Annotated in this window: 24 protein-coding genes; 10 read left to right on the top strand and 14 right to left on the bottom strand. The window is 69.8% G+C overall.

From position 1 onward, the window contains the following. Position 1 precedes the first annotated feature (1 nt). Positions 2 to 445, bottom strand: coding sequence for an SRPBCC family protein (locus tag EXU32_RS07910; protein WP_130629409.1), 444 nt, complete (start codon positions 443 to 445; stop codon positions 2 to 4). Between the two features lie 10 nt (positions 446 to 455). Beyond that, a complete protein-coding gene (locus tag EXU32_RS07915) occupies positions 456 to 812 on the bottom strand; it encodes a polyketide cyclase / dehydrase and lipid transport (RefSeq protein ID WP_130629410.1) in 357 nt (118 codons plus the stop codon). A 149-nt stretch (positions 813 to 961) separates the two neighbouring features. Here EXU32_RS07915 and EXU32_RS07920 point away from each other — a divergent pair, with 149 nt between their 5' ends. Further along, entirely contained in the window at positions 962 to 2,752 is a 1,791-nt protein-coding gene (locus EXU32_RS07920; RefSeq protein WP_130629411.1) for an AMP-dependent synthetase/ligase, read from the top strand. 12 nt (positions 2,753 to 2,764) lie between these two features. Here EXU32_RS07920 and EXU32_RS07925 read toward each other — a convergent pair whose 3' ends face one another. Next, positions 2,765 to 3,040 carry a hypothetical protein gene (locus tag EXU32_RS07925; RefSeq protein WP_242612928.1) on the bottom strand — a complete coding sequence of 92 codons (276 nt, stop codon included), beginning with the start codon at positions 3,038 to 3,040 and terminating at the stop codon, positions 2,765 to 2,767. A gap of 124 nt (positions 3,041 to 3,164) precedes the next feature. After that, complete coding sequence (locus EXU32_RS07930; RefSeq protein ID WP_242612929.1) at positions 3,165 to 4,199, bottom strand: DUF2332 domain-containing protein; 1,035 nt, start codon at positions 4,197 to 4,199, stop codon at positions 3,165 to 3,167. Positions 4,200 to 4,262: 63 nt separating this feature from the next. On the opposite strand from EXU32_RS07930, the gene EXU32_RS07935 reads away from it, so the two are divergent. Together EXU32_RS07935 and EXU32_RS07940 are read left to right on the top strand one after the other, a co-directional pair. Continuing rightward, entirely contained in the window at positions 4,263 to 5,954 is a 1,692-nt protein-coding gene (locus EXU32_RS07935) for a DEDD exonuclease domain-containing protein (protein WP_130629413.1), read from the top strand. Beyond that, a complete protein-coding gene (locus tag EXU32_RS07940) occupies positions 5,951 to 6,229 on the top strand; it encodes an Lrp/AsnC family transcriptional regulator (RefSeq protein WP_055995983.1) in 279 nt (92 codons plus the stop codon). Before EXU32_RS07935 ends, EXU32_RS07940 begins: the two co-directional genes overlap by 4 nt. A 265-nt stretch (positions 6,230 to 6,494) precedes the next feature. Here EXU32_RS07940 and trpD read toward each other — a convergent pair whose 3' ends face one another. Then, complete coding sequence (gene trpD / locus EXU32_RS07945) at positions 6,495 to 7,556, bottom strand: anthranilate phosphoribosyltransferase (RefSeq protein WP_130629414.1); 1,062 nt, start codon at positions 7,554 to 7,556, stop codon at positions 6,495 to 6,497. Then, positions 7,553 to 8,017 (bottom strand): response regulator transcription factor, encoded by a 465-nt coding sequence (locus EXU32_RS07950; RefSeq protein ID WP_130629415.1) that lies wholly within the window; start codon positions 8,015 to 8,017, stop codon positions 7,553 to 7,555. The genes trpD and EXU32_RS07950 overlap by 4 nt, the downstream gene beginning before the upstream one ends. Positions 8,018 to 8,164: 147 nt before the next feature. Between EXU32_RS07950 and ctaE the strand changes: the two genes are divergently transcribed. The 6 genes from ctaE to EXU32_RS07980 all read left to right on the top strand — a co-directional run bounded on the left by ctaE (position 8,165) and on the right by EXU32_RS07980 (position 14,252). After that, positions 8,165 to 8,767 (top strand): aa3-type cytochrome oxidase subunit III, encoded by a 603-nt coding sequence (gene ctaE, locus EXU32_RS07955; protein WP_165399613.1) that lies wholly within the window; start codon positions 8,165 to 8,167, stop codon positions 8,765 to 8,767. Between the two features lie 56 nt (positions 8,768 to 8,823). Continuing rightward, the gene (gene qcrC / locus EXU32_RS07960; RefSeq protein ID WP_130629417.1) at positions 8,824 to 9,606 is read left to right on the top strand and encodes a cytochrome bc1 complex diheme cytochrome c subunit; all 783 of its coding nucleotides are present in this window, start codon (positions 8,824 to 8,826) and stop codon (positions 9,604 to 9,606) included. 40 nt (positions 9,607 to 9,646) lie between these two features. Beyond that, on the top strand, positions 9,647 to 10,771 hold the full coding sequence (gene qcrA / locus EXU32_RS07965) for a cytochrome bc1 complex Rieske iron-sulfur subunit (RefSeq protein WP_130629418.1): 1,125 nt from the start codon (positions 9,647 to 9,649) through the stop codon (positions 10,769 to 10,771). Positions 10,772 to 10,773: 2 nt separating this feature from the next. Continuing rightward, a complete protein-coding gene (qcrB, locus tag EXU32_RS07970) occupies positions 10,774 to 12,480 on the top strand; it encodes a cytochrome bc1 complex cytochrome b subunit (protein WP_130629419.1) in 1,707 nt (568 codons plus the stop codon). 127 nt (positions 12,481 to 12,607) lie between these two features. Further along, the gene (locus EXU32_RS07975) at positions 12,608 to 13,870 is read left to right on the top strand and encodes a multidrug effflux MFS transporter (RefSeq protein ID WP_130629420.1); all 1,263 of its coding nucleotides are present in this window, start codon (positions 12,608 to 12,610) and stop codon (positions 13,868 to 13,870) included. Position 13,871: 1 nt separating this feature from the next. Beyond that, a complete protein-coding gene (locus EXU32_RS07980) occupies positions 13,872 to 14,252 on the top strand; it encodes a metallopeptidase family protein (RefSeq protein ID WP_130629421.1) in 381 nt (126 codons plus the stop codon). Between the two features lie 73 nt (positions 14,253 to 14,325). Here the strand turns inward: EXU32_RS07980 and EXU32_RS07985 are convergent, their stop codons facing one another. From EXU32_RS07985 to ctaC, 4 genes are all read right to left on the bottom strand, one after another. Then, positions 14,326 to 15,516: a L,D-transpeptidase gene (locus EXU32_RS07985; RefSeq protein WP_242612930.1), complete on the bottom strand. Its 1,191-nt coding sequence runs from the start codon at positions 15,514 to 15,516 to the stop codon at positions 14,326 to 14,328. 136 nt (positions 15,517 to 15,652) lie between these two features. After that, complete coding sequence (locus EXU32_RS07990) at positions 15,653 to 16,054, bottom strand: cytochrome c oxidase subunit 4 (protein ID WP_130629422.1); 402 nt, start codon at positions 16,052 to 16,054, stop codon at positions 15,653 to 15,655. Continuing rightward, the gene (ctaD, locus tag EXU32_RS07995; protein ID WP_130629423.1) at positions 16,051 to 17,796 is read right to left on the bottom strand and encodes an aa3-type cytochrome oxidase subunit I; all 1,746 of its coding nucleotides are present in this window, start codon (positions 17,794 to 17,796) and stop codon (positions 16,051 to 16,053) included. The genes EXU32_RS07990 and ctaD overlap by 4 nt, the downstream gene beginning before the upstream one ends. Continuing rightward, complete coding sequence (ctaC, locus tag EXU32_RS08000; RefSeq protein ID WP_242612931.1) at positions 17,796 to 18,635, bottom strand: aa3-type cytochrome oxidase subunit II; 840 nt, start codon at positions 18,633 to 18,635, stop codon at positions 17,796 to 17,798. Before ctaC ends, ctaD begins: the two co-directional genes overlap by 1 nt. A 172-nt stretch (positions 18,636 to 18,807) precedes the next feature. On the opposite strand from ctaC, the gene EXU32_RS08005 reads away from it, so the two are divergent. Beyond that, on the top strand, positions 18,808 to 20,010 hold the full coding sequence (locus tag EXU32_RS08005) for a cysteine desulfurase family protein (protein ID WP_130629424.1): 1,203 nt from the start codon (positions 18,808 to 18,810) through the stop codon (positions 20,008 to 20,010). On the opposite strand, the gene aat is transcribed toward EXU32_RS08005, so the two are convergent. The 4 genes from aat to EXU32_RS08025 form a co-directional block, all read right to left on the bottom strand. Then, positions 19,973 to 20,737 carry a leucyl/phenylalanyl-tRNA--protein transferase gene (gene aat, locus EXU32_RS08010; protein WP_242612932.1) on the bottom strand — a complete coding sequence of 255 codons (765 nt, stop codon included), beginning with the start codon at positions 20,735 to 20,737 and terminating at the stop codon, positions 19,973 to 19,975. The genes EXU32_RS08005 and aat overlap by 38 nt on opposite strands. 18 nt (positions 20,738 to 20,755) lie before the next feature. Then, positions 20,756 to 21,745 (bottom strand): carbohydrate kinase family protein, encoded by a 990-nt coding sequence (locus EXU32_RS08015; protein WP_130629425.1) that lies wholly within the window; start codon positions 21,743 to 21,745, stop codon positions 20,756 to 20,758. A 122-nt stretch (positions 21,746 to 21,867) separates the two neighbouring features. Continuing rightward, entirely contained in the window at positions 21,868 to 22,254 is a 387-nt protein-coding gene (locus tag EXU32_RS08020) for a HesB/IscA family protein (protein ID WP_207233889.1), read from the bottom strand. A 115-nt stretch (positions 22,255 to 22,369) separates the two neighbouring features. Beyond that, positions 22,370 to 23,536 (bottom strand): glycerate kinase family protein, encoded by a 1,167-nt coding sequence (locus EXU32_RS08025; RefSeq protein WP_130629426.1) that lies wholly within the window; start codon positions 23,534 to 23,536, stop codon positions 22,370 to 22,372. Positions 23,537 to 23,540: the final 4 nt, after the last annotated feature.

Consider the following 23,540-nt stretch of genomic DNA (forward strand, 5'->3'; position numbering starts at 1 on the left):
CTCAGGCTTCGGCGTGCTTCTTGAGGTCGCGAAGCGCCGTGTCGACGATGACCTTCTCGGCCTTGCGCTTGAGCATGCCGAGCATCGGGACCTTGACGTCCACGGTGAGCTCGTAGGTCACCTCGGTACCGTCCCCCTTCGCCACCAGGGTGTACGAGCCGTCCATCGCCTTGAGCATCGTCGCGGAGACGAGGGTCCACGACGCGACGCCGACCCCGTCCTCCTCGACGTCCCACGCGTAGTCGAGCGTGTAGGTGTCCTTGATGGCCCCGGCGTCGAGGGTGAAGACCGCTTGGTCGGGCCACCCGTCACCGTCCTCGGAGAGGATCTCGACCTTCTTGATCTCCTTGGCCCAGTCCGGGTAGGCCTCGAGGTCGGCGATGATGTCGAGGACCTCGCCGGGCGAGGCGTCGACGACGATGCTGGAGCGGGTGCTGTCGGCCATGCGGGCGACACTATCGCGAACGACCCTCGAGACGATCCTTGATCTCGTTGAGCCCCTGCTTCCACGCGCGGCGATGGGCTCTGGTCCACCGGGACGGCGAGCCCTGACCGTGACCGTGGACGAAGTGGTGGACGATCGTCCCCCCGCCCGACGCCTCCAACCAGACCTCCAGGCGGCCCTCGACGTCGCCCGAGCACCGCCAGCGCACCCCCTTCGCCCCTCGGTCCTGCACGAGCTCCCGCTGCAGGCCCGGCCACAGCCGGTCGAGCAGCCCGGGGGCGTCGAGCTCGGCGCGCACGGTCTGCGGGTCGGCGCGAAGGAAGGTCTCGTCGACGATGTCGACGACGGGCCTGCGATGACGGAGCACGAGAACCTCTCGAGGGCGATGGGGACGTCGATCAAGACTATGGTCACCGTCACGACCTCGACGGGGCCAGCCGTCAAGGGCCACAGGTAGTCTCGTGCGCGAGCCAGCCTCCGGCCGAGGCTGAGCGGACGGCGAACGAAGGAGATCCCGTGAACGACAGCGTGATGCCCAGACTCATCGAGGGCGACCCCAACGACTCCCTGGCGGACCTGCCGGGTCGTAATGCGGGCAAGGACCCCCAGCGGGTGGCCTTCACCGTGAAGGAGCAGGGCGCCTGGCGTGACATCACCGCTGCCCAGTTCGACGAGGACGTCCGCGCCCTCGCCAAGGGACTGATCGCCCAGGGTCTGGGGGTCGGCGACCGGCTGGCGATCATGGCCCGCACCCGCTACGAGTGGACCGTCCTCGACTTCGCCACGTGGACCGCCGGTGGTGTCCCGGTGCCGATCTACGAGACGAGCTCCGCCGAGCAGGTCGAGTGGATCGTCAAGGACTCCGGGACCAGCATCCTCGTCGTCGAGACCACCAAGCACGCCTCCGTCGCCGAGGAGGCCAACGCCAGCGTCAGCACACTCGAGAAGGTCTTCGTCATCGACAACGGTGACCTCGACACGCTCACTGCCGCCGGTGCCGCCGTCACCGACGAGCAGCTGCAGGAGCGCATCGACGCCCAGAACCGCGACTCGGTCGCCACGATCATCTACACCTCCGGCACCACGGGTCGCCCCAAGGGCTGCGAGCTGACGCACGAGAACTTCCTCGGCCTGTCGGAGAACACCATCGCCAAGCTCGGCGACGTGCTCAACAAGGACGACGCCTCGACCCTCCTCTTCCTGCCGCTGGCGCACGTCTTCGCCCGCTTCATCCAGGTCCTGGCCATCACGGCCAACCGCCGGATGGGCCACAGCGCGGACATCGCCAACATCCTCGACGACTTCCAGGCCTTCCAGCCGACCTTCATCCTCGCGGTGCCCCGGGTCTTCGAGAAGATCTACAACAAGGCCAACGAGACCGCCACCGCCGGCGGCAAGGGCAAGATCTTCGCTCGCGCCTCCGACGTCGCCATCGCCTGGTCCGAGGCGCAGGACACCGGTAAGCTCCCGCTGAAGCTCAAGGTCCAGCACGCCGTCTTCGACAAGCTCGTCTACAGCACGCTGCGGGCCAAGATGGGCAACAAGGTCGAGTACGCCGTCTCCGGCGGTGCCCCGCTCGGCACCCGCCTGGGCCACTTCTTCCGCGGGATCGGCGTCACGATCCTCGAGGGCTACGGCCTCACCGAGACCACCGCGCCGGCGACCGTCAACATCCCGGAGAAGGTCAAGATCGGCACCGTCGGTCCCCCGCTGCCCGGCGTCTCCATCCGGATCGCCGACGACGGCGAGATCCTCATCCAGGGTGTCAACATCCTCAAGGGCTACCACGACAACGAGCAGGCCACCCTCGATGCGCTGCAGGACGGCTGGTTCCGCACCGGCGACCTCGGTGAGCTCGACCGGGACGGCTACCTGAAGATCACCGGCCGCAAGAAGGAGATCCTCGTGACCGCGGGCGGAAAGAACGTCGCCCCGGGCGTCCTCGAGGACCGCCTGCGCGCCCACCCGATCATCAGCCAGTGCCTCGTCGTCGGTGACGGCAAGCCCTTCATCGCGGCGCTCGTCACGCTCGACGAGGAGATGCTGCCGGGCTGGGCCGCCAACAACGGCCTCGGCTCCCTGACCGTCGAGCAGGCTCGCACCCACGAGGCCGTCCTCGCGGAGGTCCAGGGCGCTGTCGACGACGCCAACAAGGCCGTGTCGAAGGCGGAGTCGATCCGCAAGTTCGCGATCCTGGGTGAGGACTTCACCGAGGACAACGGGACGCTCACCCCCTCGCTGAAGCTCAAGCGCAACATCATCATGCGCGACTTCGAGGACGAGGTCGAGGCCCTCTACGGCAGCTGATCGGGTGCGGGCTCAGCCCGCGAACCTCCTCAGCTCGTCGTACCCCGAACGAGGCTCGTGCACCGCACGGGCCTCGTTCGCCGTCTCGGCACTCACCAGACCGGCGGTGATCAGGCGCGAGACGACCTCGCGCTCGCGACGGTCCAGGGGCAGCTGCGTCGCCAGCCCCGGGTCAGGAAGGGCCGACTGCGATCCGAGCGCGGTCACCATGCAGTCGGCGCAGCCGACGTGCTGGACCGGGCAGGTGCCGCAGTCGATCGTCAGTGGTGCTCCGGGTCGACGGGCCATGTCCGTCACCTCCTCGTCGTCGCCGGGTCCGTCCCGGCACCCACAACGCTAGGAGCCACCCCCGACAGCCCACCCGGCCGCAGGCACCGGGGTGGTCACGCCTGCGGATCTCGCGCCTCGCAGCTCAGCAACAGCCGAGGTGCCGCCCGTGCCCGTGGGTCCACCCCAGTGCCTGACCGTCCAGGGCGAGGCAGAAGTCCGACCCGGTCTGCTCGCACCCGGCGCTCGCGCTCACGCCCGGCAGGACCCCGGCGCCCTCGTTGCTGATCCAGTGGGCCCGGCCACCGTCGTCGCGGACCCGGTCCACCACTGCCCCGACGATGCCGGGCCAGCGGTCGCGGCCCCCTTCGTCCAGGTAGGCGATGACGGCCGAGTGGAAGATGACGACCGTCGCCCCGGGCGCTGCCTCACGGGCTCGCGCCACGGCCTCGTCGAGGCCGGTGAGCAGGTCCCCTCGGATGATGTCCACGGGCTCGTCGGCAACGACCTCGCAGGCGGCCGCCAGACGCGCCCGACGGTCCTCGTGCTCGGGCCACACGAGCGTCTGCAACCAGTCGGCGGTGTCACCGACCGACAGGTCGAGCGGGTTGAGGTCCACCCCGCCGCGGTGGACGACCTCGGGCAGCGCCGTGGGCAGCGGGGCCGGTCCTCGCACGCTGCAGTCGAGCACGACCCGGGAGGCCCCGGCCGCCGGGTCGAGACGGGAGATCTGGGCGCCCGACTCGTCGAGGTAGCGGTAGGACCAGCGGTCGGGGTGCAGGCACAGCCCGGCGCTGGCGCCGACCTCGATGAGCGCGAGCGGGCCCTCGAGGCCGGCCAGCACCGGGAGCAGCGTGGCGCATCGTCCGACCTCGTTGGTCTGGGTGGAGCGCTCGAGGATCGTCTCGCGGACGGCCGGCCAGTCCTCGAGCAGGACGGTGCGCAGGTCGGCGTAGTCGGGGTCCGAGGGCGTCGCCGCCCCGTGCCATCGCGCGGCGGCGAAGACAAGGTTGGGCTGGCGCTTGGGCACCGGCAACCCGGACAGGAGCGCCAGGACCTCCGGGTCCTGCGCCACTCCGGCCGCCCACCTCTCGAAGGTGAGGGACTCCCCCTTCGCCTCGCGGTCGGCGAAGTCACGGTAGAAGTCGCGCACGTCGGCCAGGTCGTCCATCGATCGCATGGGCTCAGGCTGCCACGCCGCGCCTCCCGGTCGTTGTCGGTGGCCCCGCCTACGGTCGTCGACATGGAGATCGTCCAGGACAGACTCGGTGATCTCGGCACACCACTGGCCGAGGTCACCTTCGTCGTGGTCGACCTCGAGACCACGGGTGGCTCCCCTCGCGACTGCGGCATCACCGAGATCGGCGCGGTCAAGGTGCGCGGGGGTGTCGAGCTCGGCGAGCTGCAGACCTTCGTCAACCCGGGCGAGCCGATCCCCGCCTTCATCCAGTCGCTCACCGGCATCACCGACTCGATGGTCCGCGACGCGCCTCGCACCGCCGAGGCGGTGGCCAGCTTCCTCGAGTTCGCCAAGGGCGCGGTCCTCGTCGCGCACAACGCAGGCTTCGACATCGGCTTCCTCAAGGCGGCCTGCGCAGCCCACGACCTGCGCTGGCCCGGTCCCGCCGTGCTCGACACCGTGCGGCTGGCGCGCCAGGTCGTCTCTCGCGACGAGGTCGCCAACCACAAGCTGGGGACCCTCGCCCGCCACTTCGGCGCGGCGACGACGCCCGATCACCGGGCCCTGCACGATGCCCGGGCGACCGTCGACGTCCTGCACGGCCTGATCGGCCGGCTCGGCTCGGTCGGCGTCGACACGCTCGAGGAGCTGAGCTCCTACAGCTCGCGGGTCAGTGACGAGCTGCGCCGCAAGCGCCACCTGGCCGACGGTCTGCCGTCTGCGCCCGGGGTCTACGTCTTCAAGGACGAGCGCGGCGAGGCGCTCTACGTCGGCACCTCGGTCGACATCCGCGCGCGGGCCCGCAACTACTTCACGGCCTCCGAGCAACGCCGCCGCATGGGCGAGATGGTGCGTCTGGCCACCGAGATCACACCGATCGTGTGCGCGACGACCCTCGAGGCCCAGGTGCGCGAGCTGCGGCTGATCGCCCAGCACCAGCCGCGCTACAACCGTCGCTCGCGCCACCCCGACAAGGTGTGGTGGCTCAAGCTCACCGACGAGGTCTTCCCCCGGCTGTCGATCGTCCGCTCCCTCGGCCCCGACGACCTGGCCTACGCGGGCCCCTTCGGCACCCGTCGATCGGCCGAGGACGCCGCGGCCGCGTTGTACGACGCGGTCCCGCTGCGGCAGTGCCTCACCCGCCTGTCCCCCACCCGCCCGACCTCGGCGTGCGCCCTCGCCGACATGGGCCGCTGCGCGGCTCCGTGCACGGGAGCCGTGGCCGTCGAGGACTACGCCGTGACCGTGGCCGACGCCGTGCGCGTCCTCGTCGGCGACTCACGTCCGGCCGTGGCCGCCGTGCGGGAGCGCCTGCACGCGCTCTCCGAGGGCGAGCGCTACGAGGAGGCAGCTGCCCTGCGTGACCGGCTCGGCTCCCTCGTACGGGCCACGTCGCGCAGCCAGCGGGCGACTCCGGTGCGCGAGGCGAGCGAGATCATCGCCGCCCGCCGTACGCCGCGAGGGGGCTGGGACCTGGTCTGCGTGCGCCACGGACGCCTCGCCGGCAGCTCGCACTCCCCCGTCGGCGCCGACCCGATGCCCTATGTGGCCGCGCTGCGCGCCTGCGCCGAGGTCGTCGCTCCACCGACCGGACCGGGCACCAGCGCCCTGCCCGAGGAGACCGAGCTCGTCCTGCGCTGGCTCGAGGCCGAGGGGACCCGGCTCGTCGACATCGAGGGCGAGTGGACCTGTCCCGTCGGCGGCGCAGCAGCCGCCCACCAAGAGCTGGCGCCTGCTCTAGGCTGGGCCTCGTGATCACTGCCATCGTCCTCATCCACGCCGAGACCGCACGCATCCCCGAGGTGGCCGAGACCGTCGCCGGCATCGACGGCGTCAGCGAGGTCTACTCCGTCGCCGGGGACGCCGACCTGATCGCGATGGTGCGCGTGCACCAGCACGAGGACCTCGACGACGTCATCGCCGGTCGGCTCAACAAGGTCGACGGCATCGTCGACACCTCGACCCAGATCGCCTTCCGCGCCTACAGCAAGCACGACCTCGACGCGGCCTTCAGCATCGGCCTGGAGTAGAGCGCACGACCTCAGGGAGATGCGCTCAACCTGCGCACGACCTTAAGGAGATGCGCTCTCCCCTGCGCACGACCTTAAGGAGATGCGCTCTCCCCTGCGCACGACCTTAAGGAGATGCGCTCTCCCTGCGCACGACCTTAAGGAGATGCGCTCTCCCCTGCGCACGACCTTAAGGAAATGCGCTCTCCCGTGCGCACGACCTTAAGGAAATGCGCTCTCCCCTGCGCGCGACCTTGGGGAGATGCGCTCTTGCTGCGTGTGCCCCTCAGGCAGGGGTGGCGTCCCGGGTGGCGTGCACCCAGCGCTCGAGCTGCTGGGCGGCCTGGCCCGAGTCCAAGACCGCCTCGACCGTGTCCATCCCGGCGCGGATCGCCGCGACAGGGTCGGCGGGCAGCCGCGCACCGGACTGCGCCAGGGCGACCGCCGCACCCGCGTTGAGCACCACGGCGTCCCGCACGGGACCGGTGTCACCGGCGAACAGCCGCCGGGCGACCTCGGCGTTGACCGCTGCGTCCCCACCGCGAAGGGAGTCCAGCGGGCTGCGCTGCAGACCCACCTCCTCCGGCGACAGGTCGAGCTCGCTGACCCGGCCACCGGCAACCCACCACACGTGCGAGGAGTCCGCGACCGTCAGCTCGTCGAGGCCGTCGTCCCCGCGGAAGACCAGGGCATCCGTCCGCCGGTCGGCGAAGACCCCGGCCATGAGGGGCGCCACGCGCTCGTCGGCGACCCCCACGACCGAGTAGGTCGGGCGGCTCGGGTTGGTCATCGGTCCCAGGACGTTGAGCGCCGTCCCGACCCCGAGGTCGCGCCGGGGCGCCGCCGTGTGGCGGAAGGAGGGGTGGAAGGTCTGGGCGAAGCAGAAGGTGATGCCCGCGAGCTCGGCGACGCTCGTGACCGCCTCGGGAGGAAGGGAGAGGTCGACCCCGAGCGCCTCGAGGACGTCAGCGGAGCCGGACTTCGACGACGAGGCGCGGTTGCCGTGCTTGACGACCCTGACGCCGGTCGCAGCGATGCAGATCGAGGCCATCGTCGAGATGTTGACCGTGCCGGCCATGTCGCCGCCGGTGCCGACGATGTCCAGGGTCGGCCCGGCCACCTCGATCGGGAGCGCGTGCTCGAGCATGACGTCGGCCAGGGCCCTCAGCTCGGTGACGGTCTCCCCCTTCGCCCGCAGGGCCACGAGGAACCCGGCGATCTGCGCAGGAGCGGCGTCGCCGGACATCATCTCGCGCATGGCCCACGACGTCTCGTCCGACGAGAGGTCGCGGCCGGCGAGGAGCGTGGTGAGGACGGCGGGCCAGGTGTGCGTGCCCGTCGCGGTCATCGGTGGGACACGCCTCGGGCGAGGTCGGCCACCGCGTCAGCGAGGGCGATCGGGTCGAGGGGGTGCGGGACCGCGGCGTCGGCCATCGACCAGGTCGCCAGCCAGCCGTCCTGCGGGCGACCGGTGAGGACGAGCACCGGCGGGCACTCGTGGATCTCGGACTTCAGCTGACGGCACAGCCCCATGCCGCCGAGCTTGGCAGCCTCACCGTCGAGCACCAGGAGGTCGATCCCGCCGGCCTCGACCGCCTCGATGACCGCGTCGGCCGTCGCACACTCACGCCACCCCGCGATCTCGACGTCCTTGGCAGGGCGACGGCCGATGGCCGCACGCACGACGTCCCGCGTGGTGATGTTGTCGCTGTGCAGGAGGATCTGCACCGACACGACGTCGCGTGCCCCGGCCCCGACGAGCGCGTTGGACGCAGGGGCGGAGGGAGTCTGCTGGGGGGTACCGGTCATGGCCAAGATCGTAGCGGTGAGGGGGCTCACGAGACTCGCGGAGGGGGGTGGCGCACAACCGCGTCGCCTTATGGACATAATGGGCCCGTGGCCACTGCAACCTCCCTGCCTTCAAACGTGTCCGGGCACTCTGTCGTAGACCCCTCCATGGGTCCGGTCAGCCGACCCAACATGGTGTCTGTCGGCACCATCGTCTGGCTGTCCAGCGAGCTGATGTTCTTCGCCGGGCTCTTCGCGATCTTCTTCACGGTCCGGTCGATGCGACCCGACCTGTGGGAGCACAACATCGAGATGCTCAACGTGCCCTTCGCGGCCGCCAACACCCTGATCCTCGTGGTCTCGTCGGTGTGGTGCCAGCTGGGCGTCCTCAAGGCCGAGCACGGGCAGAAGTCGCGTACGGGCTCCCTGCTCAACGTCGCCGGCTGGGGCATGCGTGAGTGGTACGTCCTCACCTACATCTTCGGCGCGATCTTCGTCTCGGGTCAGGTCCTCGAGTACGCCACGCTCGTCAGCGAGGGCGTGACGATCTCGACGGACTCCTGGTCCTCGATCTTCTACCTGACCACGGGACTGCACGGCATCCACGTCACGGGCGGGCTGATCGCCTTCCTGCTGATCATCGGCCGTACCTACACCACCCGTGACTACAGCCACGCCCAGCAGACCGGTGCCGTCGTCACCTCGTACTACTGGCACTTCGTCGACGTCGTGTGGATCGCGCTCTTCGCGGCGATCTACCTCCTGGGATGATCCTGATGCGTCGCCCCTCGCCCCGCTCCCCCCGCCCCAAGAGGACAGGACTCGCTATGCCCACCCTCTCTCGCCGTCACCCTGCGGCGATTGCGCTGCTGCTCATGCTCGGCCTCTTCGTGACCGGCACTGCCTATGCCGCGATGGCGCCCAAGCAGGCCGAGGCGTCGGTGACCGCTGCCAACAGCGCGGCCAACGGCAAGAAGCTCTTCATTGCCAACTGCGCGACCTGCCACGGCGCCAACGGCCTGGGCATCGACAAGACCGGGCCCAGTCTGGCCGGTGTGGGTGCCGCATCCGTCGACTTCCAGATGGGCACCGGCAGGATGCCGATGACCGAGCCCGGCGTGCAGGCCAAGGCCGGCGGCCAGGTCAAGTTCTCGCAGGACGAGATCTCCGACATCGCCGCCTACGTCGCCTCGCTCGGCCCCGGTCCCGCCGTGCCCGACTCCGAGTACACCGACGCATCCAAGGGCGACCCGGGCAAGGGTGGCCAGATCTTCCGCGTCAACTGCGCCATGTGCCACAACAGCGCCGGTGCCGGTGGCGCCCTGACTCGTGGCAAGGACGCCCCGTCCGTCCAGGGCGTGACGGGCAAGTACATCTACGAGGCAATGGAGACGGGCCCGCAGAGCATGCCGGTCTTCAACGACGCCAACATCTCCCCCGAGGGCAAGCGCGACGTGATCGCCTATCTCGACGCCCAGGCCGAGGCCGGCAACCCCGGCGGCAACCCGCTCGGCAGCCTCGGCCCGGTGCCCGAGGGACTCTTCATCTGGACGATCGGCCTGGGCCTCCTCGTGGGCATCGCCGTCTGGCTCGGCCAGAAGTCCGCCTGATCCACACTGACCATCGCCACACAGACAGGACCGACGACAGATGAGTGAGCACACCCCGACGGGGGCACAGCCGCAGGAGCCCACGGGCTCCGAGCCGGTACGCCTCGACCAGGGCCACGTGCAGGGCTCCGGCGGTATCCCGGAGCGGTTCGCCAACCCCGGGCTGCCCCCCCACGTGCTGCGCAACGCCGACCTCGACGAGAAGGCGGCCAAGCGCGCCGAGCGTCAGGTGGCGATCCTCTTCCTCCTGTCGATCCTCGGCACCGTCCTCTTCCTCGTTGCCTACTTCATGGTCGACGTGCAGACCCAGGTCTGGGTGCCCTTCACCAACGAGATGAGCCTGTCCAACCTGCTCCTCGGGCTGGGTCTGGCCTTCAGCCTGCTGGGCATCGGCCTGGGTGCCGTGCACTGGGCCAAGACGCTCATGCCCGACACCGAGATCGTCGAGATGCGTCACCCGCTGCGCTCGAGCGACGCGGACCGTCAGGGCTTCGTCGACACCATGCTCGACGGCGGCGAGAGCTCGCAGCTGACGCGACGCCCCTTGCTCAAGGCGACCTTCGGGGCCGCGATGGGTCTCTTCGCGCTGCCGCTGCTCATCCAGCTCGGTGGCTCGCTCGGTCCCCTGCCGCGCAACGACCTCTCCGTGACCTTCTGGAACGGCGAGAAGGGCAAGGACGGCAAGTACCACCCCAAGAAGCTGCGCCTGCACCGTGACCCCGAGGACACGCCGATCAAGCCCAGCGATGTCACCATCGGCTCCGTCTACCACATCCAGCCCGAGGGCCTCCTCGAGCTGAGCGACGACCTGCTCAACGAGATGAGCAAGGCCTCCGTCCTGCTCATGCGTCTGGACCCGACGGACTTCCAGGAGACCGACAAGGGCCGCAAGGCTCGCGAGTGGGGCTACCAGGGCATCGTCGCCTACTCCAAGGTGTGCACCCACGTCGGCTGCCCCGTCGGCCTCTACGAGCAGACCACGCACCACCTGCTCTGCCCCTGTCACCAGTCCACCTTCGACGTGACCAACGACTGCGAGGTCGTCTTCGGTCCTGCCGGGCACCCCCTGCCGCAGCTGAAGATCGCCGTCGACAGCGAGGGTTACCTCATCGCCGAGCAGCCCTTCCAGGAACCTGTCGGCCCGAGCTTCTGGGAGCGTGGTTGATCGTGACCGCCAACACCCGTCCAGCTGACGCCCTGCGTGCAGACGACGCACCGGCCGCGGCCCCCGTCTCCCCCGGCCTGAAGAAGGTCGGCGGCGTCGCCGGCTGGATCGACGACCGGACCGGCGCCGCCAAGGGCGTCGGATACCTCATGAAGAAGGTCTTCCCCGACCACTGGTCCTTCATGCTCGGTGAGATCGCGATGTACTCGATGATCGTGTGCATGCTCACCGGGGTCTTCCTGACCTTCTGGTTCGACCCGTCGATGGCCCACACCACCTACGAGGGCAGCTACGCACCCCTGCAGGGTGTGCAGATGTCCCGGGCCTACGCGTCGACGCTCGACATCTCCTTCGACGTCAAGGGTGGCCTGCTCATCCGGCAGATCCACCACTGGTCGGCGCTGCTCTTCATCGTCGCCCTGTCGGTGCACATGCTCCGTGTGTTCTTCACCGGCGCCTTCCGCAAGCCGCGTGAGCTCAACTGGGTCATCGGCTGCGTCCTGTCGCTCCTGGCGCTCGTCGAGGGCTTCGCCGGCTACTCCCTCCCGGACGACCTGCTGTCCGGTACGGGTCTGCGCGCCGCGCAGGGCTTCATGGTCGCGGCTCCGGTCATCGGCAGCTACCTCAGCTATGGCCTCTTCGGTGGCACCTTCCCCGGCGACGACATCATCCCGCGCCTGTACTCGGTGCACATCCTGCTGCTGCCCGCCCTGCTCATCGCGCTCTTCACGGTGCACATCGTGCTGGTCGCGCTGCAGAAGCACACCCAGTACCCCGGCCCGGGCAAGACCAACGACAACGTCGTCGGCTTCGCCGTGATGCCCGTCTACGCAGCCAAAGCCGGTGGCTTCTTCTTCATCGTCTTCGGTGGCATCGCCCTCATCGCCGCGCTGGTGCAGATCAACGCGGTGTGGCTGCACGGTCCCTACGAGCCCAACGCGACCACGGCGGGCGCACAGCCCGACTGGTACATGGGCTTCCCGGACGGCGCGCTGCGTCTGCTCCCCGGCTTCCTGGAGTTCGAGACCTTCGGCTTCACCTGGGCGTTCCCGGTCATCATCGGCGCCCTCCTGGTAATCCCGGCGTTCTACGGCGGGATGATCGCCTATCCCTTCATCGAGGCCTGGGTCACCGGTGACAAGCGCGAGCACCACCTGCTCGATCGCCCGCGCAATGCCCCGACGCGCACGGCCCTGGGCATGGCTGCCCTGACGCTCTACGGCGTGCTGATGTTCGCCGCGAGCAACGACATCATCGCGATCAAGTTCGGGATGTCGATCAACGACATCACCTGGATGCTGCGGGTGCTGACCTTCGCCGGACCGGTGATCGCCTTCTGGGCGACCAAGCGGATCTGCCTGAGCCTGCAGCGTCACGACCGCGACCTCGTGCTCCACGGTCGCGAGACCGGGCGCCTCGAGCGCGGCGCGGCCGGCGACTTCCACGAGGTCCACGAGCCCATCGACGAGCGCACCCGGTGGACCTTGGTCCAGCACGAGGACACTCCCCCGCTGGAGCTCACCTCGACCGTGGACGCCAACGGCGTCGACAACAAGAAGGGCGCTCGCAAGAACAAGCTGCGGGCGAAGCTGCACTCCTTCTACTTCGACGGTGCGGTCGAGCCGGTCACTCCGGCCGAGCTCGAGGCGGCGCACCACGAGCACGGTCACGAGGCCATCGAGTCCGCGGACAAGGTCTCCACCCACTGACCTGGGTCAGACAGCACGACGACGGGCCCCGGAGGACATCCTCCGGGGCCCGTCGTCGTCACGCGTGTTTCCTTGTCGTGGACCGAGGCGAAGGGAGGTGCCACCCGGTGCGAGGATGTCCCCGACGATGATCACCCGCCGCCCCCCACGGGCCACCCCTGTCACCGCGCCCTTGGCCCTCACCACGGTCCTGCTCGCGCTGCTCGGCATGTTCGGCCCCTTCTCGATCGACGCTGCCTTCCCGGCCTTCCAGGAGATGGGCGAGGACTTCGCTGCATCCGAGGCATCGATGCAGCTGGTGGTCAGTGCCTACCTCGGCGCCTTCGCGGTGATGAGCCTCTTCCACGGGCCCCTCAGCGACGCCGTCGGACGCAAGCCGGTCATGGTCACTGGCGCCGCCGTCTACGCCCTGGCGTCGATCGGGTGCGCGCTCTCTCCTTCGCTGCCGGTGCTCCTCGCCTTCCGAGTGCTGCAGGGCATGTCGGCCGGCGCGGGGACGATCGTCTCGCGCACGGTCGTGCGCGACCTCTTCGAGGGAGCCCGCGCCCAGCGCCTCATGGCGACCATCGCGATGATCTTCGGCATCTCCCCCGCACTCGCGCCGATCATCGGAGGGTGGCTGCTCCTGTCGGGCCCCTGGCCCCTGGTCTTCTGGTTCCTCTGCGGCTTCGGCGCCTTCATCGCCATCGCGGTGCTCGTCCTGCTCCCGGAGAGCCACCCCCCGGAGCGACGCACTCCCGTGGACGTCCGCTCCATCCTCGGCGGAGTCATGGCGGTGGCGCGGATGCGACGCTTCCAGGTGCTCTCGGCCGCGTCCGCCTTCTCCTTCGCGGGGCAGTTCCTGTACATCGGCGCCGCGCCGATCTTCGTCGTCTCCCTGCTGGGCAAGGGGGCCCAGGACTTCTGGGTCTTCTTCGTCCCCATGGTCAGCGGGATGATCCTGGGCTCCTTCACCAACAGCCGCCTCGCCGGGAGGGTCTCCGGGGACCGTCTGATCGTCAGCGGTCAGGCCGTCGCCCTCACCGGGGCCATCGTGGGGCTGGGGCTGGCCCTCCTGCCGGCCACAGCGGAGCTGCCCTGGGCCGTCGTGGGTCCCACCGCCATCGCCTTCGGGACGGGGATCTCCCTTCCCGTCTACCAGCTCGCCCTGCTCGATGCCGTCCCGCACGCGCGGGGCACGGCTGCCTCGGTGTCGACCTTCGTCATGCTGCTGCTCAATGCGACCCTCACGGCCGTCGTCGTGCCCATCGCCGCGACCTCACTGGCCGGGCTGGCCGCGACGAGCCTCGGGCTGCTGGCCCTCGGCATCGCCTTGTTCCACCTGTACCGCCGGTCCGCGCGACCCCCGCGCACGGTCCCCGTCCAACCACTCGTCCCGGAGGTGACCTGACGTGGTCGAGATCAGCCGGGAGGACTTCGAGCTGGTGGTGAGCGACGCCCTGGACCAGGTCCCCCAGGAGCTGCTCGCGATGCTCGACAACGTCGCCTTCTTCGTCGAGGACGAGCCCGGCCACGAGCACGCCGACCCGCACCTGTCCCCCGAGGACAACAGCGAGCTGCTCGGGATCTACCTCGGGATCCCACTGACCGAGCGCGACGGCATGTGGCCGGGCGCGCTCCCTGACCGCATCGTGCTCTTCAGAGGGCCCCTGAGCAGGATGTGCCAGGACCTCGAGGAGCTGCGGGAGGAGATCGCGATCACGATCGTGCACGAGGCCGGTCACCACGTCGGGATCGACGAGGAGCGTCTCCACGAGCTCGGCTGGGGTTGACCCGACCGGGGCCTGGCCCTGGCCACGAATCGTCGTCGCAGCGCCGTCTCAGCCGCGCGGTCGGCAGCGAGCGTCAGACCAGAGCGCTCTGCTGCTGCCACTGCGCGTAGCCGTACTGCCACACGCCGATGCCCTCGCTCGGCTTGAACTCACGCGAAGAGCCCTCGAAGTCGACCGGGTCACCCGGGATGGAGTTGTCGAAGAACCACTCCGCCGCGGACGGTGCCATGTTGACGCAGCCGTGCGAGACATTGGTGCTGCCCTGCGCGCCGACCGACCACGGTGCGGAGTGGACGAACTCGCCGGTCCAGGTCACGCGGACGTTGAAGTTGGTGTCGACCTTGTAGTACCCCGGCTCGCCCTTGTCGATGCCGACGGTCGCGGAGTCCATGATCATGTCTCGCTGCTTGCCGATGACGACCTTCATCCCCGAGCGGGTCTCGGTCTCCTCGCCGGGCTTGCCGCTGCTCACCGGGAAGGTCTTGACCGTGGCACCGTCCCGCGTGACGGTCATCTGATGCTTGTCGATGTCGACACGGCTGAGCTGCTGGCGGCCGATGGTCATGGAGCCGGAGAGGTCCTCGGCCACCCACTTGTCCTCACCGGTCTGGAAGCCGGTCAGCGGTGCCTTGATCGTCACCGTCGTCCCGGGCGACCAGAACTCCTTGGGGCGCCACATCAGCTGTCGGTTGTCGAGCCAGCACCACGAGCCCTCGACCTTGGGGCTGGTCGTGACCGAGACGGCCTGCTCGATCTTCTTGCGGTAGGCCGCATCCGTCACGACGGAGTCGAACTGGATGCTGGCCGGCATGGCCACACCCACGGTCTGCTGGTTGTAGACGATGCCGTAGGTCGCAGTGATCGCCGGCTTGTGCGTGCTGAAGGTCGACGTCTGCGTGCTCACACCACCCTGAGGGCCCGCTGCGGTGACGGCCACGGTGTAGCTCGTGTCCGGCTTCATCCTGGCGGTCGAGGACCACGCCTGGCCGGAGACCGCACCGGCGAGCTCGTCGCCTGCCGCCGAGGTCACCGAGACCTTGCTCAGGTCGCCGCGCATGACCTGCACGTTGACGACGGCGTCCGGCATCACGTCGGTGGTGTCCGCGGCCGGGCTGACCTTGATCTCAGCCGCGGGCTGGTCCGACGTCGTGGGGGGATCGGTGGCCGAGACCTGGGCGGACGAGCTGGTCGTGGACCCGGGGTCGCCGCTGCCGCACGCGGCCACGACGAAGGCGAGGACAACGGCCAGTGCGAGGAAACGCACTCTGCGCAGGGCGGCAATCACGGGACATCCCCCAAGAAGATCGAGACGAGGCTCCCGGCAGAGTCACCGCCGTGGACGCACTGGAGGGGCCCGGACCGTGGTCCGTGGCCCCTCCAGAAGGAGTGTACGCGCCCGATCAGTGGGCGTGCTCCCCCGAGTAGTACTCGAAGACCCACCCGCAGAGGGCCCAGACTCCCAGGATCAGGCCGAAGGCCGAGATCCACATGCCCGCGGCGACACCGAGGAAGATCAGCGCGCCCGACAGGGCGAGCCACAGCGGCCACCACGAGAAGGGCGAGAAGGCACCGTAGGCGCCGGCGATCTGGTCGATCTCGCCGTCCTCGTCATCGTCCGGGCGCAGCGGCAGCTTGCGGCCGACGTTCCACAGGAAGAAGGCGATCATGAAGCCCAGACCCGCGCAGAGCGAGAGCGCGACCCAGCCGACGGGCTCGACCCAGCCGGTCCAGAAGCCGTAGAGCAGGGCGACGCAGGCGAAGAAGACGCCGATGATGCCGAAGAACTTGATCTCGGTCTTCATCGGGTGCCCTCACCATCGGTCGTGGCCGTGACGGCGACCGGCTCCTGCACGAAGCGGGAACGGATCGCGGCCGGTGCGTACTCGGGGTGGTTCATGTCGAAGACCGGACGCTCGGAGCGGATCGGCGGGATCGACGTGAAGTTGTGCCGTGGCGGCGGGCAGGAGGTCGCCCACTCCAGGCTGCCTCCATAGCCCCACGGGTCGTCGACCTCGACCTTGGGTGCGCTCACGGCCGTCTTCCACACGTTGTAGAAGAAGGGCAGGAAGCTGACCGCCAGGATGAGCGAGCCGACCGTGGAGATCTGGTTGGCGAGCTGGAAGCCGTCCTCCGGCATGTAGTCCGCGTAGCGGCGCGGCATGCCCTCGACGCCCAGCCAGTGCTGGATGAGGAAGGTCATGTGGAAGCCGATGAACAGCAGCCAGAAGTGCAGCTTGCCCAGGCCCTCGTCGAGCATCTTGCCGGTGAGCTTGGGCCACCAGAAGTACAGCCCGCCGAAGAAGGAGAAGACGATCGTGCCGAAGAGCACGTAGTGGAAGTGCGCGACGATGAAGTAGGTGTCGGTGATGTGGAAGTCCAGCGCGGGGCTGGCCATGATGACACCGGTCAGACCACCGAAGAGGAAGGTCACGAGGAAGCCGATCGCCCAGATCAGCGGGGTGGCGAAGACGAGCTTGCCGCCCCACATCGTGCCGATCCAGTTGAAGAACTTCACCCCCGTCGGTACCGAGATCGCCATCGTCATGATCGCGAAGAAGGGCAGGAAGACCTGACCCGTGCCGTACATGTGGTGCGCCCACACGGAGACGGACAGCGCCGCGATGGCGATGGTCGCGAAGACCAGCGTCTTGTAGCCGAAGATCGGCTTGCGGGAGAAGACCGGGAGGATCTCGGAGATCACTCCGAAGAACGGCAGGGCGAGGATGTAGACCTCTGGGTGCCCGAAGAACCAGAAGAGGTGCTGCCAGAGCAGTGCTCCACCGCTCTCCGCAGCGAAGATCTGCCCACCGAAGCGACGGTCGACGCCGAGGCCGATGAGCGCGGCGGCCAGGATCGGGAAGGCCATGAGGACCAGGACCGACGTGATCAGGATGCCCCAGGTGAAGATGGGCATCCGGAACATCGTCATGCCGGGCGCGCGCATGCAGATGATCGTGGTGATGAAGTTGACGGCACCGAGGATCGTGCCGAACCCGCTGAGCGCCAGGCCCCAGACCCACAAGTCACCACCGATCCCGGGGCTGTAGGTCGGGTCGGACAGCGGCGTGTAGGCGGTCCAGCCGAAGGAGGCCGCGCCACCGGGGGTGAGCAGACCACCGGCAGCGATGATGCCGCCGAAGAGGTAGAGCCAGTAGGCGAACATGTTCAGCCGCGGGAAGGCGACGTCCGGGGCACCGATCTGCAGCGGCATGAACGCGTTGGCGAAGGCCGCGAAGGCCGGCGTCGCGAAGAGCAGCAGCATGATCGTGCCGTGCATCGTGAACATCTCGTTGAACTGCTCGGGGTTGTCCACCACCTGCAGGCCCGGGGCCCACAGCTCGAGCCGGATGACCAGGGCCATGAGTCCTCCGAGGAGGAACCACACGAAGCTGGTGACCATGTAGAGGTTGCCGATGACCTTGTGGTCGGTCGTCGTGATGTAGCGGAAGAACTGCGAGCCTGCCTTCTCACGCCTCGCGATCGTGCGTTCCGAGACGTCGGCCTCGTTCGTGTTCCTGGCGAGTGCGCCGGATGCGGTCGACATCAGTTCTCCTCGGAGGTGCGCGCGGAGTCGTCCTCGCCCAGGAGATCCTGGTCGCGCGGGTTGATCTTCTCGCGGTTGAGCCCGTTGTCGAGCAGGCCGGTCTGGCCCTTGGCCTTCAGGTCGGCCATGTGCTTGTCGAACTCAGCCGGCTCGACGACCTTGACGTTGAAGAGCATCTGCGAGTGGTAGGCGCCGCACAGCTCGGCGCACTTGCCCTGGAAGGTTCCGGTCTGGTTGGGCGTCACCTGGAAGCGGTTGACGATGCCCGGGTTGACGTCCATCTTCTCGAGGAAGGCCGGAACCCAGAAGGAGTGGATGACGTCACGGGAGGTGAGGACGAACTCGACGCGCTCCCCCTTCGGCAGGTAGAGCGTCGGGAGGTCCTTCTCGGCGCCCTCCTTGCCGTCGAGGTCGGCCATCTGGCCGGCCTCGTAGACGCCCTCGTCGACGTAGTTGAAGTCCCAGCTCCACTGCTTGCCGACGATGTTGATCGTCTGGTCCGGCTCCTGGGAGACGTCCTGCAGCTTGGTCGTGGCGTCCTGGGTGTAGTAGAAGAGCGCACCCACCATCAGCATGGGGACCACGGTGTAGAGGATCTCCAGCGGGACGTTGTACTGCAGCTGGACCGGCAGCGAGCCGTCGTCGTCCTTGCGGCGACGGTAGGCGGCCATGCACCACAGGATCAGGCCCCAGACGAGGACGCCGACGGCGAGTGCCGCGACCCAGGCCCAGATCCAGAGGTTCTCGACGATCTGGGACTCTTCCGTGACCCCCTCGGGGAGGTACCCGTTCTTGGGGTCGGTGTTGACACCGACCGCGCTGCAGGCCGAGAGAGCCACGACGGCGATGGACAGTCCGATGGCACCAGCTCGACGACGCGTACGCCGGGAGGATGGGCTCGAAGACACAGTCAAGGGGCACCTACTACTGGTCCGAAGTTTTCAGAAGACGTGGGTCACGTTACCGCAGGACGAGCGGACTTCCGACGAAGGGTGGCGTTAGCCTCGAGTCGTGCCGCGACAGTGCGATTCGTCTTCCGAAGCCAGCCCGGCCCCACCCTCTGCGCAGCCGGGTGGGGGTGGCTCCTCCGGCCTCCTCGACGCCTCACCCGGGCCGGTGCTCCCCCAGGCCCTCGACACCCTCGTCGGCGCCCACGAGACCGCGTGGGCGGACCCCTCGGCACGGCACGCCGCAGGGCGTCGCAGCCGGGCGCTGCTCGACCGGGCTCGCGAGTTCCTGGCGCAGGGGCTGGGCGTGCGACCGGACGAGGTCACCTTCCACGCCAGCGGGGACCAGGCGGCACGATCCGCGATGGCGCTGCTCTCCCGAGGGCGGCGTCGCCGGCCGGGTCCGGTCGTGGCGTCGGCCGTCGAGCACTCCGCGCTCCTGCGGTGGTTGCGGGCCGGGGAGGTCCCCCCTTCGCTGGTGGCGGTCTCCCCCACGGGCGCCGTCGACCTCGCAGCGTGGCGGGACGCGATCGGAGCGCAGACACCCTTCGCTGCGCTGCAGTCGGCCAACCAGGAGGTCGGGACCCGGCAGCCCCTGGCGGCGGCGCGAGCGGCGACGCGCGAGCACGGGGTCCCGTTGCTCGTCGATGCCCGCGCCGGGCTGGGCCGCGACGCCGTCCCGACGGACTTCGACGTGCTGGTCGGTGACGCGACCTCGTGGGGTGGCCCCCGGCTCGGGGTGCTCGTCGTGCGCACCGGCACCCGGGTCTCGCCGCACCACCCGCCGAGCCCGCACGAGGGCGGCTACGCCCTCGACCCCGTCGACGTGCCGACCGCCCTCGCCGCGGCGGAGGCGTGGCAGCAGACCGCCGCGCAGCAGCAGGACGAAGGGAGCGACGCCCGGGCGCTCGTCGACCGCATCCGGGCGGCAGCCGTCGCGATCGACGAGGTCGACGTCGTCGGCGACCCGCAGGACCGGCTGCCGCACGTGTGCACCTTCTCGGTGCTCTACGTCGACGGCGAGACGATCGTCGACGAGCTGGCGCGCCGGGGCCTGGCGGTGGCCTCCGGGTCGGCCTGCACGGCCGACACCCTCGAGCCGAGCCACGTGCTGGCTGCGATGGGCGCCCTGACGCAGGGCAATGTGCGCGTCACCCTCCCCCTGCGGGCGGTCGCGCCCGACCGCGCCGACGCCGTCGAGCGCCTGTGCGGGCAGCTCGACGAGGTGGTCAGGGAGTGCCGAGCCCGGCTGCTCGCAGGTCCCTGAGCCCGGTCCCGAGGTCCAGCTCGGGGGCCTGGAGCGCCCCGGCCAGCCGCGCGAGGTACTCCCGCCGGTGGATCTCCTCGATGCCGAGCGTCTCCAGGTGCGGGGTGCGCCACTGGACGTCGATGATCCTGCGCGGGTCACCGTCGGCGCCGACGAGCCGGTCGAGGGCGACCAGCGCCGCCTTGGAGGCGTCGGTGGCGTGGTGGAACATCGACTCGCCGGCGAAGAGGCCGCCCACGGCGAGACCGTAGAGGCCCCCGACGAGCGTGCCCGCGTCGTCGCGCACCTCGATGCTGTGCGCCCAGCCCAGGTCGTGCAGCTGGCCGTAGGCGTCGGCGACGTCGTCGGTGATCCAGTAGCCCTCGCGGCGCGGGTCGGCGCACGCGGCGACGACCGCCGCGAAGTCCTGGTCGACGGTCACGGTGAACCGGGGCAGCGAGCGCCGCAGCGACCGGCTGACGTGCACGTGGCCCGGCCGCAGCACCCCACGCCAGGTCGGGCTCCACCACCCCATCGGTGGGGACCCCCCTTCGCCCAGTCCCATGGGGAAGACGCCGAGGCGGTAGGCGGTGAGGACCGAGGAAGGGTCGAGCCGGCCACCGACCCCGACGACCTCGCCGACCTCACGGGGTGCGCCCTCGGCCGACTCGAGACCGGCCCGCAGGTAGCCGGCCCAGAGCGGCGAGGCGCCCGGGGGCTCGACCGGCGGGAAGGGAGGGTGGCTCACGTCAGCCGTGGGGTTGGCTCAGGGTCGCGGGCAGGTGACGTGCCCGGCGATCAGGTCGGCGCTCTCCTGGCCGTAGGCCTCGGCGAGGCGCTCGAAGAAGCGGGCGGTGCCCAGCTCGTACTCCTGGGTGCCGACCGTCTCGATGACATAGGTCGCGAGCATCGAGCCGAGCTCGGCCGACTCGCGCAGCGGGAGCCCCTCGGTGACCCCGGTGAGGAACCCGGCGCGGAAGGCGTCTCCGACGCCCGTGGGGTCGGCCTTGGTGACCTCGCGCGCGACGCCGACGACGACCGGCTCGTCGAGGCCCTTGCCGGTGATCCGCACGCCGTCCTTGCCCAGGGTGGTGACGCGATGGGTCACCCGTGAGTTGATCTCGTCCTGGCTCCAGCCGGTCTTCTGCTCGGTCAGGTGCGACTCGTACTCGTTGGTGATCAGGTACTCGGCGCCGTCGACGAGGTCACGGATCAGCTCGCCGTCGCCGAAGGCCAGCTGCTGGCTGGGGTCGGCGACGAAGGGGATGCCCCGGGTGCGGCACTCGCGGGTGTGGCGGCGCATGGCCTCCGGGTCGTCGGGGCCGACGAGCACGAGGTCGAGGCCACCGACGCGGGCGGCGATGGGGGCCAGCTCGATCTCGCGGGCCTCGGTCATCGCGCCGGCGTAGAAAGTCGCGATCTGGGCCATGTCGTCATCGGTGGTGCAGACGAACCGGGCGGTGTGCTGCGTCTCGGAGACCCGCACCGACTCGCAGTCGACGCCGTGGCGCTCGAGCCAGCTGCGGTAGTCGGCGAAGTCCTCACCGACCGAGCCGACGAGGACCGGGCGCTGGCCGAGGTTGGCCATGCCGAAGCAGATGTTGGCGGCGACCCCTCCCCGGCGGATCTCGAGCTTGTGGGCCAGGAAGCTCACGGAGATCTTGTCGAGCTGATCGACGACGAGCGAGTCGGCGAAGCGACCCGAGAAGGTCATCAGGTGGTCGGTGGCGATGGATCCGGCGATGGCGATGGGCACCGGGTCACCCTACATACGACGTGGCGCCGGCCGCTCACCCGCGACGGGCCGGTGGCCCGCCCGTCGACGCACGAAGGCCCCATCCACCGCACGGGTGGATGGGGCCTTGCTGGTGCGACCGATCAGCTGAAGCTGTCGCCGCAGGCGCAGGAGCTGCCCGCGTTGGGGTTGTCGATGGTGAAGCCCTGCTTCTCGATGGTGTCGGCGAAGTCGATCGTGGCCTCGCTGAGGTACGGGGCGCTCATGCGGTCGACGACGACCTCGACACCGTTGAACTCGCGCACGAGGTCACCGTCGAGCGAGCGCTCGTCGAAGTACAGCTGGTAGATCAGGCCGGAGCAACCGCCCGGCTGGACGCCGATGCGCAGGCGCAGGTCATCGCGACCCTCCTGCTCGAGCAGCGACTTGACCTTGCCCGCGGCGACGTCGGTGAGGACGATGCCGTGGGTCTCGGTGGCCGTCTCTGCAGCGCCGTCGGTGGTGGTGGCCTGGGTGTCCTGGACGCTCATGCGATGTCCTCACGACTCGGGGTTGTAGTCCGTGACGGAGCCCGCCACGACGGGGTCAACATGCGCGGTGCGCGGGTTGTTCCCGTCCATCCACCATACGGCAGGCAGGCCAGCCTCAGCGACGGGGTGACCACGTCACGGCCACCCTCTCGGCGCGGGCCCGCAGGGTCCCCACGGGGTCGGCCATCGCGGCCTCGACGTCCTCCTCGCGGTCAGCCACCGCATAGGCCCCGCTCAGCCCGAGCGCCATGGACTCGCGGCGACCGATGAGGACCTGACCGGCCAGCGCGACCGCCGGGGTCGCATGGGCTGCCGCGAGCTCGGCGACTCCCGCGACGACCTTGCCCTGCAGGCTCTGCCAGTCCAACGAGCCCTCGCCCGTGATGACCAGGTCCGCGGCGGCGACGAGACGCGACATGCCCACGGCCTCGAGGACGATCTCGACGCCGCTCGCCCGACGGGCCCCCAGGAGCATCAGGCCGAAGCCGACCCCGCCGGCGGCGCCGGCGCCCGGCTCCTTGTCGAGACGGCGCTCGCGACCGCTCAGCAGGTCCGTCCCGGGCGGCAGGACCCGTCGCACCTGGTCGGCGAAGTGCCCGAGCGCCCCCTCGAGGACCTGCGACTGCTCGGGGGTCGCCCCCTTCTGCTCGGAGAAGATGGCGCTGGCGCCCTGCAGACCGAGCAACGGGGACGCGACATCGGTGGCGGCCACCAGCTCGACCCCGGCGAAGCGCTCGCGCGCGGCGGCCAGGCCCGCCAGGTCACCCTCACGGGTGGCGATCAGGCCCGCGCCCCCGCCGGCCAGCACGTCACGCGGGCCGGCACCGAGGGCGGCGAGCATCCCCGCGCCCGCGTCGTTGGTGGAGGACCCGCCGAGTCCCACGACGATGCGGTCGACGTCGAGGGCGAGGGCGGCTTCGAGCAGCTCGCCCAGGCCCCACGTGCTCGTCAGGCCGGGGTCGCGCTCGGGGACCTCGAGCAGGTGCAGGCCGATGGCCTGGGCCGACTCCACCCAGGCGGTGCGTCGGCCCCCTTCGTCAGCAGTGATGTGCAGGGCCGCCGGGACGGCCGCGCCACGCGGGCCGGCGACGGTGACGACCGAGGAGTCGCCGGGCACGCTCGTGGTGAGGACGTCGAGGAAGCCGGGCCCGCCGTCGGAGAGCGGGACGACGCTCAGCAGGTCGTCCGGGGCCTTGCGGCGCCACCCTTCGGCGATCGCCTCAGCGGCCTGCGTCGCGGTGAGGGTGCCGGTGAAGCAGTCCGGGGCAATGATCACGTGCACCCGT

Source organism: Janibacter limosus (assembly GCF_004295485.1).
Taxonomy (GTDB): Bacteria; Actinomycetota; Actinomycetes; order Actinomycetales; family Dermatophilaceae; genus Janibacter; species Janibacter limosus_A.